Origin of the sequence: Paraburkholderia sp. D15 (assembly GCF_029910215.1) — a bacterium.
Classification (GTDB): Bacteria; Pseudomonadota; Gammaproteobacteria; order Burkholderiales; family Burkholderiaceae; genus Paraburkholderia.
The window spans coordinates 3,209,399-3,227,470 of record NZ_CP110396.1; the positions used below are offsets into that span (position 1 = coordinate 3,209,399).

General features: G+C 57.2%; 12 protein-coding genes. 9 read left to right on the forward strand and 3 right to left on the reverse strand.

Annotation, left to right across the window (positions count from 1 at the left end):
* Positions 1 to 74 precede the first annotated feature (74 nt).
* The 4 genes from LFL96_RS34025 to LFL96_RS34040 all read left to right on the forward strand — a co-directional run bounded on the left by LFL96_RS34025 (position 75) and on the right by LFL96_RS34040 (position 4,126).
* On the forward strand, positions 75 to 2,228 hold the full coding sequence (locus LFL96_RS34025) for a hybrid sensor histidine kinase/response regulator (protein ID WP_281003934.1): 2,154 nt from the start codon (positions 75 to 77) through the stop codon (positions 2,226 to 2,228).
* A gap of 151 nt (positions 2,229 to 2,379) precedes the next feature.
* On the forward strand, positions 2,380 to 2,661 hold the full coding sequence (locus LFL96_RS34030; RefSeq protein ID WP_281002279.1) for a hypothetical protein: 282 nt from the start codon (positions 2,380 to 2,382) through the stop codon (positions 2,659 to 2,661).
* Between the two features lie 263 nt (positions 2,662 to 2,924).
* Complete coding sequence (locus tag LFL96_RS34035; RefSeq protein ID WP_281002280.1) at positions 2,925 to 3,947, forward strand: alpha/beta hydrolase; 1,023 nt, start codon at positions 2,925 to 2,927, stop codon at positions 3,945 to 3,947.
* Between the two features lie 17 nt (positions 3,948 to 3,964).
* Positions 3,965 to 4,126 carry a hypothetical protein gene (locus tag LFL96_RS34040; protein WP_281002281.1) on the forward strand — a complete coding sequence of 54 codons (162 nt, stop codon included), beginning with the start codon at positions 3,965 to 3,967 and terminating at the stop codon, positions 4,124 to 4,126.
* Here the strand turns inward: LFL96_RS34040 and LFL96_RS34045 are convergent.
* From LFL96_RS34045 to LFL96_RS34055, 3 genes are all read right to left on the reverse strand, one after another.
* Positions 4,123 to 5,142, reverse strand: coding sequence for a class I fructose-bisphosphate aldolase (locus tag LFL96_RS34045; protein WP_281002282.1), 1,020 nt, complete (start codon positions 5,140 to 5,142; stop codon positions 4,123 to 4,125). The genes LFL96_RS34040 and LFL96_RS34045 overlap by 4 nt on opposite strands.
* A 144-nt stretch (positions 5,143 to 5,286) precedes the next feature.
* Positions 5,287 to 5,706 (reverse strand): secondary thiamine-phosphate synthase enzyme YjbQ, encoded by a 420-nt coding sequence (locus LFL96_RS34050; protein WP_281002283.1) that lies wholly within the window; start codon positions 5,704 to 5,706, stop codon positions 5,287 to 5,289.
* Between the two features lie 10 nt (positions 5,707 to 5,716).
* Entirely contained in the window at positions 5,717 to 6,037 is a 321-nt protein-coding gene (locus LFL96_RS34055; RefSeq protein ID WP_281002284.1) for a thioredoxin family protein, read from the reverse strand.
* A 334-nt stretch (positions 6,038 to 6,371) separates the two neighbouring features.
* Here LFL96_RS34055 and LFL96_RS34060 point away from each other — a divergent pair, with 334 nt between their 5' ends.
* From LFL96_RS34060 to LFL96_RS34080, 5 genes are all read left to right on the forward strand, one after another.
* Positions 6,372 to 6,668 (forward strand): DUF2628 domain-containing protein, encoded by a 297-nt coding sequence (locus tag LFL96_RS34060; protein ID WP_281002285.1) that lies wholly within the window; start codon positions 6,372 to 6,374, stop codon positions 6,666 to 6,668.
* A gap of 277 nt (positions 6,669 to 6,945) precedes the next feature.
* A complete protein-coding gene (locus tag LFL96_RS34065) occupies positions 6,946 to 14,430 on the forward strand; it encodes a LysM domain-containing protein (protein ID WP_281002286.1) in 7,485 nt (2,494 codons plus the stop codon).
* 295 nt (positions 14,431 to 14,725) lie between these two features.
* Complete coding sequence (locus tag LFL96_RS34070) at positions 14,726 to 16,057, forward strand: sugar efflux transporter (RefSeq protein WP_281002287.1); 1,332 nt, start codon at positions 14,726 to 14,728, stop codon at positions 16,055 to 16,057.
* A 243-nt stretch (positions 16,058 to 16,300) separates the two neighbouring features.
* Complete coding sequence (gnd, locus tag LFL96_RS34075) at positions 16,301 to 17,338, forward strand: phosphogluconate dehydrogenase (NAD(+)-dependent, decarboxylating) (RefSeq protein WP_281002288.1); 1,038 nt, start codon at positions 16,301 to 16,303, stop codon at positions 17,336 to 17,338.
* 14 nt (positions 17,339 to 17,352) lie between these two features.
* Complete coding sequence (locus LFL96_RS34080) at positions 17,353 to 18,048, forward strand: HAD family hydrolase (protein WP_281002289.1); 696 nt, start codon at positions 17,353 to 17,355, stop codon at positions 18,046 to 18,048.
* Positions 18,049 to 18,072 lie beyond the last annotated feature (24 nt).

An 18,072-nucleotide genomic window follows, 5' to 3' on the forward strand; every position in this document is an offset into this window, starting at 1 on the left:
TCGCGAGTGGATTCATGAGCAGGCTCACAACCGGCCCCTTGCCTTCTAAAGACCTTTCAATGGAGATCGTGACCGTGCAGCGTGCGGAACGTGTCGCAGTCGATTTCCCCATGCCGTCGCGCAATTTCGCGGCGACGCGGCGCTTGCTGCTGGTCGTGCTCGCCGTGTCGATCCTCTTTCCGCTCGCCTGTCTCGCGGGTTATGGCTATTTCGATTACCAGCGCCGTATCGCCGATTCGAACGACATGATCGACCGGCTCGCGCGCGTGGCCGAGGAACAGGCGGTCAAGGTACTGGACCTCAACCAGCAGATGGCCTCGCGCATCGTCGAATTGCTCGGCAACGCGGACGACGCGCAGATCCGCACGCGCGAGTCGGAATTGCATGACCGTCTGCGCGAAATCGGCGGGGACTTTCCGCAGGTGTCGTCGATCTACCTGGTCGGCGTCAATGGCGATCTGCTGGTATCGAGCCTCGCGTATCCGGCGCCGGCCATGTCGAACGCGCAACGCGACGACTTCACCGCGGCCAAGGCCATGCGTCCGCAACCGTATTTCTCGTTGCCGATGTTCGGGCCGGTATCGCGGACCAATGTCTTTACGACATCGATCGGCCGGTCCGGCGTGGACGGTCAGTTCCTCGGCGAGGTGTCGGTGGCGCTGCGCCGCGATTATTTTTCCCGCTTCTATCAGGAACTGACGAACGGCGACGCGTCGCTGGCGCTCGGCTTGTATCGTCAGGACGGCAATCTGCTGGTGCGCTATCCCGCCTGGCCGCCGGGTTCGAAACCGACCGCGCAGAGCGCGTTCACCGAAGCGCTGCGCGACAAACAATTGTTCGGTCACGTGCGTCTGCATTCGACGGTGGACGGCGTGGAACGCCTGCTCGCGTTTCGCCGCGTCGGCGACTATCCGCTCTACGTGATGAGTGCATACGCAACCGATTCGATCGGCGCGGCATGGCGGCAGCACTTTCTGATGATCGCGACGCTGACCGCGGTGCCGTGCATCGCGATCTGGCTGCTGGTGTTCTATTCGCTGCGCCAGCTCGAAGGCGAGCGCCGCGCGTGGGAGCGCTGGCAGGGCGAGGTCGCGATGCGTCTGTCGGCCGAAGCGGCGAGCCGCCAGTTGCAGCGCATGGGCGCGCTCGGCAATCTGGTCGCCAACGTCGCGCACGACTTCAACAATCTGCTGATGGTGGTCTCCGCCAATACCGAACTCGCGCGGCTCAAACGCTACAACAACCTCGAGAAGGAAGTGCAGGCCGTCGAACGCGCGACCGCGACCGCGGAATCGCTGACGCGGCGTCTGTTGAGCGTCGCGCGCAAACAGCCGCTCAAGCAGGAAGCGGTCGATCTGGCCAACTGGTTGCCCGCGGCCGCGCCGCTGATCGACGCGGCGCTCGGCGACACCGTCGAACTCGCGCTGAACATGGTCGATAACGTCTGGCAGGTGCTGGCCGATCCGACCGACCTCGAATTCGCGATCATGAATCTCGCGGTCAATGCGCGCGATGCGATGCCGCGCGGCGGACACTTCGTGATTCGTTGCCAGAACAGCCGGCTGGTGGGCAGCGACACCTTGCTGCCGGATGGCGAGTACGTGCTGATCGCCTGTTCCGACGACGGCGAAGGCATGCCCGAGGCGGTCGCGCGGCGCGCCTTCGAACCGCTCTTCACCACCAAGCTGCGCGGTTCCGGCACCGGACTCGGCCTCGCGCAGGTACTGTCGATGTGCGAGCAGGCCGGCGGCACCGCGAAGATCGAGAGCGTGCCGGGCAGCGGCACGACGGTGCGGATGTATCTGCCGCGTCATCGCGAGCGGCAGGCGGCGTCCGCCGTGAACGCGGAGGCACTGCGCGAACTCGCGCCAGCCACCGCGGGCGTCGTGCTGCTGGTCGAGGATAACGAGGACGTGGCGGCCGGCGTCGCGGCGGTGCTCGAAACCTTCGGCTGCGAAGTGCGGCACGAGCCGACCGCCGACCAGGCGCTCGACGTCCTCAGCGGCGGCGCACGCTTCGAACTCGTGCTGTCGGATATCCAGATGCCCGGCAAGCTCAACGGCATCGACCTCGCGGAGAAAGTGCGCAGCGCGTGGCCCTCGCAGAAGATCGCGTTGATGACCGGCTACGCGGACGAACTCGAACGCGCGCGGCGGCTGGGCGTCGCGATTCTCGCGAAGCCGTTCAATATCGACGAGCTGCATGCGCTGGTGGCTTGCGAACCGTAAGGCTGGTTTCGCGGAAGTCACGTGTTTTATACCTCTCCTGTGTTCGAAGCGTTTCATGACTCGCGGCACAACGCTTGCTGCGAGGGAGTCGAGGTCGGCGGCAACGGCGCGACCCGCTTCTTATTCCTTTTCATCGCACAGGAGAACAGTCATGAAGATCAGAACCCTTTTGGCCACGTCGGCACTGCTCGCGGCTTCGTCGCTGGCCATGGCGCAAGGTAGCGGCGGCGGCGGTGGCGGCGGTGCGGCCGGTAACGACCCGAACGGCGGCACCAATGCCGGTTCGACGCGCGAAGGCGGCGACATGCAGGCCTCCGGCGCGACGGCGCACAAGTCGATGAAGAAGCATCACACGAAGAAGGCGAAGAAGCCGATGACCGATACCACCAACACGCCGGGCGCCGATGCGAGCAGCGACACGAAAGGTCAGTGAGTGATTGGACGAGCAGAACGAGTCGGCCCGGCGTGATGAGCGCCGGGCCGACTTTTATGGTGCGTCCGATGGAGCGGAGTCAGTACCCATGGGTCAGGATTGGTCTGATTATTCCCGGCCAGTTTCCACCCGCGATGGGCACCCGCGATAGGCACCCGCGATGGGTATAGCGCTTGCTGAAACCGACCGCATACACGGTTATCGAGCGCCGCTCCTGACGAGCCTCCGATGGGTCCGTGTCGTCATCCATCAGGAGTTGCAACATGACACTCGGCGACACGCTCAAGGGCATGGTCGGACTCGACCCGACGGGACATGCCGACCCCGACATGAAGGCCGTGCTCGACGCGCTGAAAAGTCTCAATCCCAAGCCGATCGAAAAATGCACGGTCGCCGAAGCGAGAAATCAGCCGACGCCCACCGACGCCGTCAAACAGTTGATGACGCAACCGGCGTTCAGCGCGCGGCCGTCGCTCGAATTCGAGGCGGTGCGCAGCGAGGACAGGATGATCGCCGGCGCGGCAGGGGCGATCCCGGCGCGCGTGTACACCCCGCAAGGCGACGGACCGTTTCCGGTGATCCTGTATTTCCACGGTGGCGGCTGGGTGCTCGCCGATCTCGACACATACGATGCGACGCCGCGTGCGATGGCCGCGCAGAGTCACGCGATCGTGGTGTCGGCGCACTACCGGCAGGCGCCCGAGCATCGTCTGCCGGCCGCGCACGACGATGCGTTCAGCGCGTGGCACTGGGTCGTCGCGAATGCGGCGAGCCTCGGCGGCGACCCGGGCAAGCTGGCGGTGATGGGCGAGAGCGCCGGTGCGAACCTCGCGATCAACGTGTCGATCCGAGCACGCGATACCGGCATGCATCGGCCCGTGCATCAGGCGCTGATCTACCCGGTGGCCAGCAATAACATCGTGTCGATTTCCTATGAAGAGAATCGCAACGCCCGGCCGCTGAACAAACCGATGATGCTGTGGTTCATGCAGAACGTGATCAACGACGAGAGCGACTTGACGAGTCCGTTGCTCGACGTGGTGAGCGCGAATCTGACGCGCCTGCCGCCCACCGTGGTCATCACCGCGGGCATCGATCCGCTCAGGTCGGACGGCGAGAAGCTGGTGCAGAAACTGCACGGCGCGGGCGTGCGGGTCGAGCATCGCAATTATCGCGGCGCGACGCATGAGTTCTTCGGGATGGCGGCCGTGGTGGAAGCGGCACGGGATGCGCAGACCTTCGTTTCCCTCGCGCAGCGGCAGGCGTTTGGGGCGGTGCCGTTATAGCCAGGTGACGCGGCGGGATGGAAACGAAGGCGCGCTGTTTCGCGTGGACCGATGTCGATGCGCTGGTCTCTTACGCAAAACAGCGCGCCTTTTTTTCAGCGAGCCTTGGCGGCGTGATGAGTCGCGGGTTGATTGCTGAACGGTCCGGGCGATCCGTGTCGTTCAGCCGCGGCATTTAGCCCTTTTCCTGCGCCGCCGCATACTTGCCGACGGCCGCCGCACCGTTCAACCGTGCGCGTTTGAGCAAGGCCTGCTGCGCTTCCTTCACGTTGCCTGCCTGTCCCTTCCACGCCTGCAACGGCGGTTCCTGCAACGCGCGTCCATACGAAAAACTCAGATTCCACGGCAGCGCGCCGAGCCGGTTCATCGCATCGAGGTTCGCGGTCGCTTCCTCGGGCGTCTGGCCGCCGGACAGAAACACGATGCCGGGCACCGCCGATGGCACCGTGCGTTTCAGCACGCGCACCGTGTGCGCGGCAATGTCCGCGACCGGCGACTGCTGCGCATGCTCCGACCCGGCCAGCACCATGCTCGGCTTGAGCAGGATATGTTCGAGCACCACGCGATGCCGATGCAGCGCATGAAACACTTCGTGCAGGACTGCCTCGGTCACTTCCGCGCTACGCTGGATCGTGCGGTCGCCGTCCATCAGCACCTCGGGTTCGACGATCGGCACGATGCCCGCTTCCTGCGAAATCGCCGCGTAGCGCGCCAGCGAATCCGCGTTCGCTTCGATCGCGAGCCGGCTCGGCAAGCTTGCCGTGATGTTGTACACCGCACGCCATTTGGCGAAACGCGCGCCTTGCCGTTTGTAATCGACGAAGCGTTTGGCGAGACCGTCGAGGCCTTCGGTGATTTCGTCGCCCGGCGCGAGCGCGAGCGGAATCTTGCCGAGGTCCACCTTGATGCCGGGCACGATGCCGTTTTTCGCGGCGAGTTGAGGGAAGGGCGTGCCGTCGTCGGCTTTCTGGCCGAGCGTTTCCTCGTAGAGAATCACGCCGCTCACGAACTCGCCGAGGCCCGGCGTGGTGAGCAGCAGATTGCGGTACGCACGGCGGTTTTCCTCGCTGGATTCGAGGCCGATCGTCTTGAAGCGTTTGGCGATGGTGGGGCCGCTTTCGTCGGCGGCGAGAAGGCCCTTGCCGGGTTGAACCATCGCGTTGACGGTGGCTTGCAGCTCGCTACGGGTGTCCATGAGATGTGCTCCCTGTGATCCGGTTTGCGGATGAAATCCTGCGATGCGGTAGTGCTGTGATTTCCTGCTTTTTCAACTTTCCCTATCGACCTGACTCGACCTGACTTAACCTGATGCTGCCGTTTCGACAGCGTTCGCCGCGTATCATTCACCGATCAGATGCAACACGATGTCACGATGCTGCGTATGCCGGCGATGCTCGAACAGATACAGCCCCTGCCACGTGCCGAGCACCATCCGCCCATGCTCGACCGGCACCGACAACTGTACCTGGGTGAGCGCGGTGCGCAGATGCGCGGGCATGTCGTCGAGGCCCTCGGCGTCGTGTTCGTAACGCGCGGCGTCTTCCGGCGCGAGACTGGCGAAGTAGCGCTCCAGATCGCGCTGCACCGACGGGTCGGCGTTCTCCTGAATCAGCAGCGATGCCGACGTGTGACGGCAGAACACGGTGAGCAGTCCGGTATCGATGCGCTGTTCGGCGACGAAACGGCGTGCGTCGCCGGTGAATTCGGCGAGTCCGCGAGTGCGGGCCTGGATGCTTAGATGATGGATGGCCTGGCGCATCGTGCGACGCTCACAGGGTGGAGAATGCCGGCGCGATGTCGGCCGCGCTCGTGGGCCGCACCACACGCGCGAGTTCGACGCCGTCGCGCAGGAAGATCAGCGTCGGCCACAGCTTGACCTTGAACGAGCGCCCGAGCGGGCGGCCGGCGCCGTCCTCGATCTTCAGATGGCGGATGCCGGCGTGCGCTTCGAACGCCTTCGCGATCGAGGCTTGCGCGCCCTGGCAGTAACCGCACCAGTTGGTGCCGAATTCGACCACCGTGGCGCCGGGCAGGGCATCGAGCTCGGCTCGCGAAGGGGCGTCGGGGGTGTAGGCGGTGTGAGTCGTCATGCGGGCTCCGGATGAATCGATGGATGCGGCAGGCGGCGTTGGATTTCGCTTTGAGCTTTGAGCTTTGAGCTTTGAGCTTTGCGCGTGGCGAGTTGCGCGTTGACTTGATGCGGACTCGCTGCGCATCGCTTTCCTGCGCATGGATCGGGTAAGAGTAGCAGCTATGGTGGCGGCCGTCAGTGAGGCGGGTGAGGTGGTGACGGCGGGCGGCCGCCGATTGTTCATCGGCTCGACCGGGTGGCGTGTTACAAGCAAGCTCGCCCGGCATCGACCAGGTATTGGGCCGGGTTGCTGGCGTTGGCGCATCAATGAAGGTTTCACGTAAAGGAAGGGTATGGGCGACAGGGTCTATCTGCATTACCGCGGCAACGACGAAACCGTCGCGGTCGCAACCGGATTCAGTTGGGGGGCGTGCCTGCTGGGTTTCGTGTGGGCGCTGTCGAAACGTATGTGGTTCGCCGCGTTTGTCATGCTTGGCGTGAGTGTGATTCTGATGTGCGCAGGATTGTGGGGCGAAACCGCCGATCTGGCCGGCACCGTGCTGGGCGTGGTGTTCAGTGTGGTGTGCGGGATGTATGGCAACCGCTGGCACCAGTGGACGCTGGAGCAGCGGGGGTATGTGGCGATTTGAGTTGTCGCGTCCGGAATTTGTCCTGACCGTGACGGATTTATCATTAATATAATTTCATCTTTAATGGGATTTAAAGGGCGATAAATAATCTGGCATTGCGGCTGTCGATATTTTGATGTTTTATCCAATAATCAGGCTGGATTTGACGTCAAGCGTTCATTCTGAAAATTCTGTCATTCAGGTATTGATTGAGTGGAATTGAATGAACGGTTTCTTCGACCGGAACAGCAGTTTGTCGGTTTTCATTCCGCGCCGCCGGACATGAGGAATCGCCGCGATGCCCATTTCTTCGTACGCCAGTAAAGACAAGGCCGCGCACGCCCGGCATGAGGTCGACGTTTCCGACATGGACGACTTCGAGGACATGGACGACGACACGCCCGAGTTCGTCGACTGCGAAGCGCCGGCTTGCGGCGCGCCGGCATGGCCGATGCCGCCGGGCGATCCGATTATCGTGCCGCCGGCTAAGCCCGCGGGCGTCGGTCATGCAATACCTGCGTCCGTCGAGCAGTTCGCCTCGCAGTTCGCCACATTTGGCGCATGGAATTACGAAGGGGGCGATCTCGTGCCCCTGGTTCTGACCCGCCTGCCTGGCTGGCAGGCAGCGGGCGTGACTCTGCAAATCGTGCAGGACGGCATGCCGGTACAGACGTTCGGTCCCGATGCGCGTTCGGCGGGCGACGCCCGCAACGATACCGCCGATGCCGGCAACGATACCGCCGATGCCGGCAAGGTCATCACGGTACGGCGGATCGACGACTGCCATTACGTCCCCGGCGTCGATGGTCGCGATATCGACCAGGGCGCGGACGGCAACTGTCTGTTCTATTCGGTCTGGTTTGCACTTGCGCGAACCCTGCCGGCCGCGACACTGCTCAAGCTGTACGAAGGCCGGCTACCGGCCGACAAATTCGAAGCAGCGCGCTACTTTCGCCGGGCCGGCGCCCGCTACATTCGCGAAGAGTCCGCCTATTTCGCCGACTTTCTGGTGAGTGGGCATGCTGAGGTGTTTGACGAGGACGAATGGTTCGATGCGCAGGAAACGTTCGATGTGAATGAGCCGGCGGGTGCGCGGGAAACAGTCAAGGCAGACGCCACGTCCGCCGCTGCGCAAAAACCGCTAGATGCCGACGAACCGTCAACCATCAAAGACGAAACGCTAAACCCGCCGCCGTTCTCCATGACGGAAATCGCCAAGGCCGTGCTCGTACTGGTGGGTTCGACTGCAACCGGGAAACTGTTCGGATTTGGGCTATCGCTGGCGACATCGGCGTTGCCTTACGTCGCAAACCGGTTGTTCTGGATCGGCTATCTGCTCTATCAGGCGTTTGAGTCGGCGACCCATGGCGCCTATGTCGACGCGTTTCTGGACGCGGTGTTGGCCGTACAGTTCGAATTGCTGAGCGCCGGAACGCTGACGACCCGTCTTGCCGAAAGTGCGCTGGCGGTATTGAAGCATTACGCGCCATGGTTGCTGTCGACGTTGAATGCGTTGAGTTTCACCTTGGAAATGAACGTGGTCAACATCTTCGCCTGTGTGCTCATCGCCGCGATCTATCGCTTTGTCATCGAAAAACGAATCGCCATTCATAACGGCAGTTACGCACAATCGATCGTCCGGTTGGTACAGAGATTGCAGAAGGTGTCGTCGATCTACCGGGCCGTCGAAGAGCAATTGATGCGGCTTAACGAGATCGACAGGCAAGTTCGGTTAGAGAAGGCGGAGCGGCATGAAATACTGAAGTGGGCGAAGGAAAAGTTCGGTACAGGCTACGTGCGCGCGCTCAATCTCGCTACCAACGCCGATCCGACAGCTTCTCTCGTAGCGTTGCGCAATATGTTGGAGTCTCCGCCCACGAGTGTCGTGGTAGCGTCGCCTCCAGTTCCTGTTCCTGTTCCTGTTCCTGTTCCTGTTCCAGAGCCCGGCACCTATGCGACCTCCGCTGGCGAAAGCAAAGTCCTAAGTCCTTTGTTGCCTGTCGTAGTGACGACGACCGCGCTGGCGGTCGCTCAGCCGACGCTCCTTGCGACTGCAGTCAATCTGTTCGAAGCGATCGCACTGGCTTTGGTGAGCCCAATCCGCGCAAAGTCCGGAAGACCGGGTTTTCTGATGGCTTTGGCAGGTATCGTCGCGTCGATTCTGACTGGTGCGTACTGGCTGATCACGAGTCTGTGGAGTAGCAACGATCGTGGCGATTTCAACGGCGCATTAAGCGAGAGGGTCGCGGCGTGGAGTGAGTTCGAGCAGATTGAATCAAAAGTTGCGCGTGCCGAGTACGATCCAATCCCTTGGGATGCGGATAATCCGTCTGATCCCACTCCCGCACCCGTTCGCGCAAAAAGAAATGCCGAAGTTAAATCCGATTGGCAAGGTGCAGGAAATTTCAGGCAAGAATTTATACATAAAAAAATTAAGACTTTTAATAAATTCCATTTTAACGAGACAGTAACAAACTTTATATTGACCGGTGAACCTGTAAAAAACCGGAATACCTATTCGGAAGGTTTTCTCGAAGCATGGCAAATATTTTCAGATGCGCTACGCAATGCCTTGATAATAAAAAATTTACCGGAAAATGTGAGGGATTATATTGGCGGTGAAAATCTGCTCGACTTGCTGCGCGACAATAGAATGGATGTTCGCGGGATAGCCGCCGAAGAGGCAGGGAAACTCTCCTCTCAGAACTATTTTAGCGGTGATCTGGGCAGGGCGGGTCAGGACGAAAATAAGTTAAATGATGTGCTCGATAAAATTTTCTTTTTTGAAATATTCCGTACGAAAATCAGCGGAGGTATAAAAGAATTTCCGTATCTGGAAGAAATTTTCTCCCTCAAATTGCCTGAATTCAATGTGGAGAATTTCCCTCTATACCTGGGTGCTATTCACACGGGAGCGTGGAATCTGACTGCGACAGCAGATGATTATTTTAGTCGCGCTGTTCTCGGTGGAGAAAATGCCTTTGCAGATATTTTTAAAAAATATTTTTCCGGAGACGGTCTTACCGGTGCAGCAATATTGTCGGAGATAAAAAATAGCAAAACTATCGCTAGAGAGATATCTACGAAGTTGAACTCGATCAACAGCGAGATAGCATGGTCGAAGCGTGTACTGTACGTCAATATGTCGCCAACCGATTCCGGACATACTGCGTCATTAAATGGATATGTCGAAAATGTAGTATTCCTTTACACATTCCTGTTGTCTATTCCGAACGCAATCTCCTATCTGGAAATATTGGCGCAAGCTGAGGGAACGCCGGCAGAGTCAATAGTGCTTTCAAATTACAAGGCCAGGAAACCACACGATAAATTTTACGTCGCGACTTTGGATGCAATGGTGGAGTCGACGCGGCAATGGTTATCGAGACATCCTGATGGGACGTACGGCGACGGAGCCGGTTTCACGCCGGATAGATATCTGGAAATATTCCGCGAAATGACAAGTAATCCTCGTGGGAAAAATCGCGTCGAACTCCTCTTAAGCGCTCTCGCTTTGTTCAAGCTGTCGTCAGGTGTTTCGCAAAAAGATCTCCCGAAACAGGCGGCGACCGTTCTGTCGAATATGAAAGTCATGGCCGATTCTGCTCAGAACCATCCATTTAACGAAAGGATGATTGATGAATCGGCGCGGCAAGGACTTGACTTCATGAAAAATATAAAGCCGAACACAGAAACGGTAGATGCCGCCTACTATGAACAATTTCAGAAGGCCAAGGCGTTTACAACTCCCGTGGCCAAATTAATTACCGCCGTGGAATTTTCTCAAGCAATTCCAGAGTATTTTTTTGCAACGAGTGATCCGTACGAAATTACTGTTTTCAATTTTTATGCAATACAAAATGCGGCCTCGGGTGCGGATCTTGACGATGTGCTAGGGGCGGGAGGCTCCCAGAAAAATATCAAGAATGATCGCCCGCCAACTGTTCAGCAAAAATATGACGGAAATATTTTATGCATTAAATACATCAACACCGAGGGTCCGGGAATGATTGTAATATCAACTCTTCTCGATAAAATAGTCGTAAAATTTTTCGACAAATTAGCATTTTCTTCAGAAACTCTGCATGACTTATTTTCGACCTCCAACGAAGTGGCACGCGAAAAAAGCAAAAAACTCATCGAGTGGAAAAACGGACTGTTGTTGCCGCGAGGAACTGACCGGTCAATTATGGGTAAAAGTTTGCGTGAAGGGCTACTCATCCCGTTATTTGGAGATGCTGAGAAAGGATATTCGATCGGCGGCATGCCAACCCACGGAGGATATCTTGTGTATGACGATGCAACTTCGGTATCGATGAAAAACAGTAGTGCGTTTGACGTGGCGGATCGGTTCTTCGCTGAAAGTATCGATCGGACACTCGACAATATGAAAGCTCATCACTATACGCGTCCGTGGTGGCAGTATATTACAATCTGGATGCCTTTCGTCGATTCATTGTATTTCAGATTTATGGATCCTGATTTCGGTCAGGAGCCGAGACAACTTCTTTTCGATTTAATCGACCTGTTTTCTACCGGCGCTGGTTTTTTTAAGTCGATCAAACCGTTGCGACAATTATTTATCAAGAATTTATTGTCGAAGATCATCGGAAAACCAATGTTGGTGGATGTGAATGTAAGCACAGGTAAAGCGTTGCTGGCGGCAAAAGATATACTTTTTTTCTGGGTGCCGACAGGAATGCTACCGATAAAAATCAGCGGTGAACTAGCCGATCTGGGAAAATTGCATCTGAGTTTTGACTACGCAATATTGAATTTTAGCGAGAATAATAATGTACATTGGCTAAATACTATGGATAATGTGTTACTTCTGTTGAATGCTGATTCATTCTTTTATGGGTATTCTGGAAAAACCGGGCCCGATATTGTTACCGACGACGAAATAAAAGATTTTTTTGACTTGATTTTATCTAATAAACCAGTTTCGTCGTTCATCGGGCCAGAATACGAGAAAACAGTTGAAAAATTCAGGGGGGATTTACTCGAGGCATTTACGGATCGGTTTGTTATTAAATATGAGTTTGTCGATGATAACTTCATCGTCCGTTCTGATGGGTATGCTTTCTATATGGCCGCGGGTGATTCCGCGTATGTGGTCGACCCTGGAGCAAACGCACGGGCAAGTGGCGTCAGCACGGCAGGGCAATGGAAAGATGCGCTGATGAAACGTGCAGGGTACATGCGAATTCGGGCAAATAAATTTCCTGACCTTGAAAAAGCAAAGCTTGCAGATCTTTCATCAGCACAGGAATTGCCGGTTTCCATAAAGAAAATATTTGGAAAGCTGGGTGAAATATTTTATGTTAGAGGTAGAAAGTATTACATTACATCCGCGAATGACACGTTGTCATCTGTAGCGTCCAGAATTTACGGCGACGCTTCTCGACGCGACTTGTTTTTAGGTCATCTTGATAATCATCCAGTTTTAATCGATGCCGGATTTGATGGGAGTCTTCCTCAAGGGAACATCCTTGTGGTTCCATATATTGAGCTTAACAAATTCATTGAGCCTGAGAATATTTCGCTTATTTTGAGTGATGTACATTTGCCTTTTGGTTTTCGTTACGACTCCCAGTTTGTATACAGTATGTTTAGCCCGAAAAATGTAATATGGGATCTGCCTGAGCGAGAGGATGGGTTTGATGTGCCGAATGGCGGCACGTACACTGAAGGCGGAGCCAGATTTTACGTAACAGATCTGGATGATGATTTTGAGGGGATTTCAAATAAGTTTTATGGAGTCGGATTTCTTGGTGAAAAAATAAAAATCTGGAATATGGATAAATACGATTATAACATTACATATAAAATTCATGCCGGAATGCAAATCGCCGTTCCGTGGATGTTCCTTGCAATGCCGGAACAGGCCGCAATTACGGTGACCCATCCGGAAAAATTTCCGTTTCTCCAGCCATCTATTTTGAAGTATGAATTTGTCGATTGCCGGACTAAAGATATATCTACCGAAAAGTATGTAGATATGTTGAAAATGGCCGGCGGGCAGCAATATATTGTCGAGGGCGACAAAATTAATGGAAAAGCGGCGGCAACTGTCGTGAGCGGAAAATCGAATTGGCTTTCTGGAGTCAAAGCGCTTAATGCTGGAAGTAGAATGATATTACAGGAATTCTCTACGGCAGACGATGCGCGCAGATTCAAACTCCCAGGGGCAGCAATGGTTGCTTCCAGGATATTTGAGAACCAGGGCGAAACTATTTCGATCGATGGGAATCAATTTTACAAGGCTGGTATAGGCGACGATTTTGTATCGTTGGCGCAAAAATTTTACAATGATAGTTCTATGACGTGGTTGTTGTCTTCCACTCCGCCCAATAAAGCTGCCGTCGAAGATACGCAATTTGGATTGAGCATAGCTTGCGGAACAGTCATCAAGATTCCGAAACTGGAAGTTAATTATCTGGAGTGGCTGAAGTCGGTAGGTGTCATATTTAGCGCTCAGCGCTTGAAGAATAATTTGAGGTACGATGGGCTGGCCGTTGCGCGCGAATATGGAACGAACACGATCCCCGGTCCGGCGTCGGTTGCAACGGCGGAAAGCGGTGTTAGTGCGAAAAATGGAGAGGTATTCTACGACAGTGGCGAGAGGCAGTATAAGGTAAAAGACAAAGACACTTTAAAATCAATCTCGAAAATTTTTTACGGCGACGAAAGATGGTATGAAAAAATCGCCGCATGGAATACGGATCTGAATGGGGCTAAAAAAACTCCAGATATGAGTCCAGGCAGGAAGATCAAAGTTCCATATGCGTATTGGGCTGTGAAGTGTGGGGTGGCGTGTGCTGGGGAAACAACAACTGTAGAGTCACCTCGTTTTATAAAATACGAATATCTATTCTGGAACTCAATGACTCCCGGCCCGTTATATGCAGTTATTTTTTTCGTGGGCTTTTATGGTGGTTATGTGGTCGACGAAAATATCGCAGACTGGCGCGGTGACGCAAAACCTTTTCACAGTTGGCTGAATTATCTTGAGACGCTTCCGCAAATAGAAGGAGGCGGACATTTCTATTCATATTATATTGATGATGATATGGATGTCTCAAAGAGACACGATGTTTCGCCGATTCAAGGCAAGAAGTTGAATGATTTTTCTGTAATTGTTCCAAATGGCAGGGACTTTCAATTCGGAGGTCAGAAATTTTATAAGTTAAAAAAAGGAGATTCATTTAAGAATTTGGCAAAACTGTTTTACAAACATGAGTCAGTTTCGAGCTTTCTTTTGCTGCCGGAAATCAATGTTAAGGTTCAGGATAATTGTGAGAAGGTCGTGGAAGGGGTCAATTCTGCTCTCGTTCATTATTGCCGTTTAAGGCCGGGCAGCGTGATTTCCCTTCCTTATTTGAATTGGTTTGAAATAACGGGTGTAAAACCAGTCAAAGTGATACTGAGCGCAATTTACTTGGAAAATGGTTTTAATTATGCGGGCTGGGTCGTAAAAAGTGTTATTTCCGGTAGATTTGCGCAGGAAATCAACGAGAAAGCAGCACAGAAGGATTCCTCCGGGCAGGTGCTTCCCGGAACTCTTTTCATCCGAAACGACGTGAGATTTTACAAAGTGGCGAGCGATGATACACCTTGGAATATCATTCAAAGGTTTTATAAAAAACCGGATGGAGTCGATTCGATGAAGTGGTTTACCGCAGTGAGCGGGCGACCACTCTCTAGCGTGGCTCGTCGGGGCACGGTCCGGTTGCATACAGGGGATGAGATGGCTTTGCCCTATGCGTTCCTGGCGGAATGATAACTATAAGTCGAACGCAGCATCGCTACAGGCCGAACGCAGCATCAATGCCTTCTGAACTGGAAACGTACTGCTCCTATCAAAAAAGGGCCCCATTTTTATTAACTAATCCGCCCCGCACGGGCCAAATAAGTCACCCAGGTATTTGCGATCGCCCGACACGCCTGTCCCATTAATCTCCCAAATCTCAACACACCACGTCCAACCTTTACGCCCCTGTCACGGCGGCCCATAATCCCCCAGGTGCTTTCACGCTGAACGCTTCAGCGAACCCACCCCGACAGCCACCCGCCCCGTGCTGAAAACCGCCCGCTTTTTCGACCTGCTACACATCCCCGGCTTCAAGCCGCTCGCCGCCGCCACCCTGATGCTCGGCGTCGCCATGTCCTTCACCGCACCCTATCTGTCACTATTCGGCGTCGAACGCGCCGGCATGACGCCGTTCCGTCTCGGCGTATTCATGACGCTGATCGCCGCGAGCGGCGTGCTGGCCAGCACACTCGCGGGCCGCTGGAGCGACAGGAGCGGTCGTCACCGTCCGCTGCTGCTGGCCGCGCTGGTGGCTGCCGCGCTCGGCTATCTGTGTCTCTGCGTGGTTCGCGACTACCGCCTGCTGCTGATAGTCGGCATCGTCTTCATCGGCGCGGGCGGCTCGGCGATCTCGATGGTGTTCTCGTTCAGCCGCGCCGCGTTACCCGTGCCCGACCCAGCGGAGCGCGTGTTCGCGAGCGCGACGTTGCGAACCATTCTGTCCGCCGCCTGGGTGTTCGGCCCGTCGGTCGGTGCACTGGTGCTTGCCGGCGCCGGCTTCTATGGCCTGTTCCTGTTTGCGGCCGCCAGTTTCGGCGCGTGCGCGGCGATCGTCTGGCGCATGCGCGAGCCGCAAGGGCATCTCGGCGACCACACGGTGGAAGACACCGCGTCGGAACCCTCCGCATCGATCACCGTGCCGCCGCTCACCGCGCCCGGCGAAGACGCGCACGAAACCTTGCCCGGCGTCGCATCGGCTAACGACATCACCCGCGCGGTGGCCGCGCTCACCTTGCTGGGTCTCGCCGCCAACGCGACCATGATCGTGCTGCCGCTCTACATCGTGCACGGGCTGAACGGCACGCACCTCGACGTATCGGTGATGCTCGGTCTCGGCGCGTTGACCGAGATCCCGATGATGCTCGCGCTCGGCGCGAAGTCGTCGACGTTGCACAAGCCGAACTGGCTCGCCGCCTGCGCGGCGGTGCACGCGGTGTACTTCGTCGCGATGTCGCTGGCGGGCGGCGTGCACGTGCTGATCCCGATGCAGATTCTCAACGCCTTCGTGGTCGCCGTGACCTCGTGCCTCGGCATGACCTATGTACAGGACCTGATGCCCGACGCGCCCGGCCGCGCGACCGCGCTGTTCTTCAACGCGGCGCGGGTCGGGTCGATCCTCTCGGGCGTGCTGTCGGGCTTGCTGGTGCAAGCCTTCAGCTACCGCGGCACGTTCCTCTTCTGCGGTTTGCTGGCGTTGTGCGCGCTCGTGCTGTTCGCGGTGCCGGGCGATCGCTATCCGCTGATGTGGCGCGCGGTGAAGCGCTTCGCTCGCACGCAGTACGCAAAATTGCAGACGCGGCGCGATACACGCGTGTAAGAGGATCGTCAGCGAAATCGAAAATTCGGTGGGGACGTCGCCGGACAAAACCTCGCGCGCGCAACTCGGGCGGAACTTTAAGACGCGCCAGACCTCTGCAAAGAAGCGTATCGTCGTTTGACGGCGGAATGCCGCAACCCGCAACCCGCAACCCGCAACGCAACGATCCTGGCAACAAACCAGACAAACCACATCGACGAATCAAATCGAGCAGCGCAACGAACGCACTTTCCGGAGCGAGATATGCAGCTAGGCATGATTGGATTGGGACGCATGGGCGCCGACATGGTGCGACGCCTGACGAAGGGCGGTCAGCAATGTATCGCCTACGACGTGCAGGCCGCCGCGGTCGACAAGCTGAAGCAGGAGGGCATCGCAGGCGCCACGACGCTGGAAGACCTCGTCGGGCAATTGCAGAAACCGCGCGCGGTCTGGCTGATGGTGCCGGCCGCGGTCGTCGACTCGACGCTAGAGAAACTGCTGCCGCTGCTTGAACCCGGCGACATCGTCATCGACGGCGGCAACTCCTACTATCACGACGACATCCGTCGCGGCGCCGAACTCGGCGCGCGCAAGCTGCACTATGTGGACGTCGGCACGAGCGGCGGCGTCGCGGGTCGCGAGCGCGGCTACTGTCTGATGATCGGCGGCGAGCCGGAGATCGTGAAGCATCTCGAACCGGTCTTCGCGGCGCTCGCGCCGGGCGTGGGCACAGCGCCGGCCACACCGGGCCGAACGCCGGGCGCGAGCACCGCGGAGCAGGGCTTCCTGCATTGCGGACCGCAAGGCGCGGGGCACTTCGTGAAGATGGTGCACAACGGCATCGAGTACGGCATCATGGCCGCGTATGCCGAAGGCCTGAACATCCTGCATCACGCCGACGCCGGCAAACACGCGCGCGAGATCGACGCGGAGACCACGCCGCTGCGCCGTCCCGAGTTGTATCAGTACGACCTGAACCTGGCCGAAGTCACCGAGGTCTGGCGACGCGGCAGCGTGATCGGCTCGTGGCTGCTCGATCTGATCGCGGGCTCGCTCGTCAGCGACGTCGAATTGAAGAACTACGCGGGCCGCGTATCGGATTCGGGCGAGGGCCGCTGGACGGTCACCGCCGCGATCGACGAAGGCGTGCCCACGCCGGTGCTGAGCGCGGCGCTGTTCGCCCGCTTCAGCTCGCGCGGCGAGGCGGACTTCGCGAACCGCGTGCTGTCGGCCATGCGCAACGATTTCGGCGGTCACGTCGAAAAAGCCGCCACGCCGCCGGCCGGCCAGAAAAGTTGAGCCACGGAGCCGCGATGCCAGCCGACACTCAAACGAAACCGCACGACGTCGTATTCCTGTTCGACTGCGATAACACCCTGCTGGACAACGACCACGTGCTGGCTGATCTGCGCGCGCACATGCTGAAGTCGTTCGGCACGGAAAACAGCGCGCGGTATTGGGCGATCTTCGAGCAGTTGCGTGCGGAGCTCGGGTACGCCGACTACCTGGGCGCATTGCAGCGTTACCGGCTCGAACATCCGCGCGATACGCATCTGTTGCTGATGTCGTCGTTCCTGATCGACTATCCGTTTTCCAACCGGCTTTTTCCGGGTGCGCTGGACGCGTTGCGGCACGTGGCGCAACGCGGGCCGACGGTGATCCTTTCCGATGGCGACGTGGTGTTCCAGCCGCGCAAGCTTGCGCGTTCCGGTCTATGGGACGAGGTCGAAGGGCGCGTGCTGATCTACATCCACAAGGAACAGATGCTCGATCAGGTGATGGAGTGTTATCCCGCGCGCCACTACGTGATGGTCGACGACAAGCTGCGCATTCTCACCGCGATGAAGAAAGCGTGGGGCGACAAACTGACCACCGTGTTCCCGCGTCAGGGACATTACGCGTTCGATCCGAAGGAGATCGCGAGCAATCCACCGGCCGATGTGAGCATCGAGCGGATCGGCGAGCTGGCGGAGATCGATCTGGACAGTCTGTCGGGTGCGAGGGCGTGAGCGAAACCGTTTGATCGAAGCTGA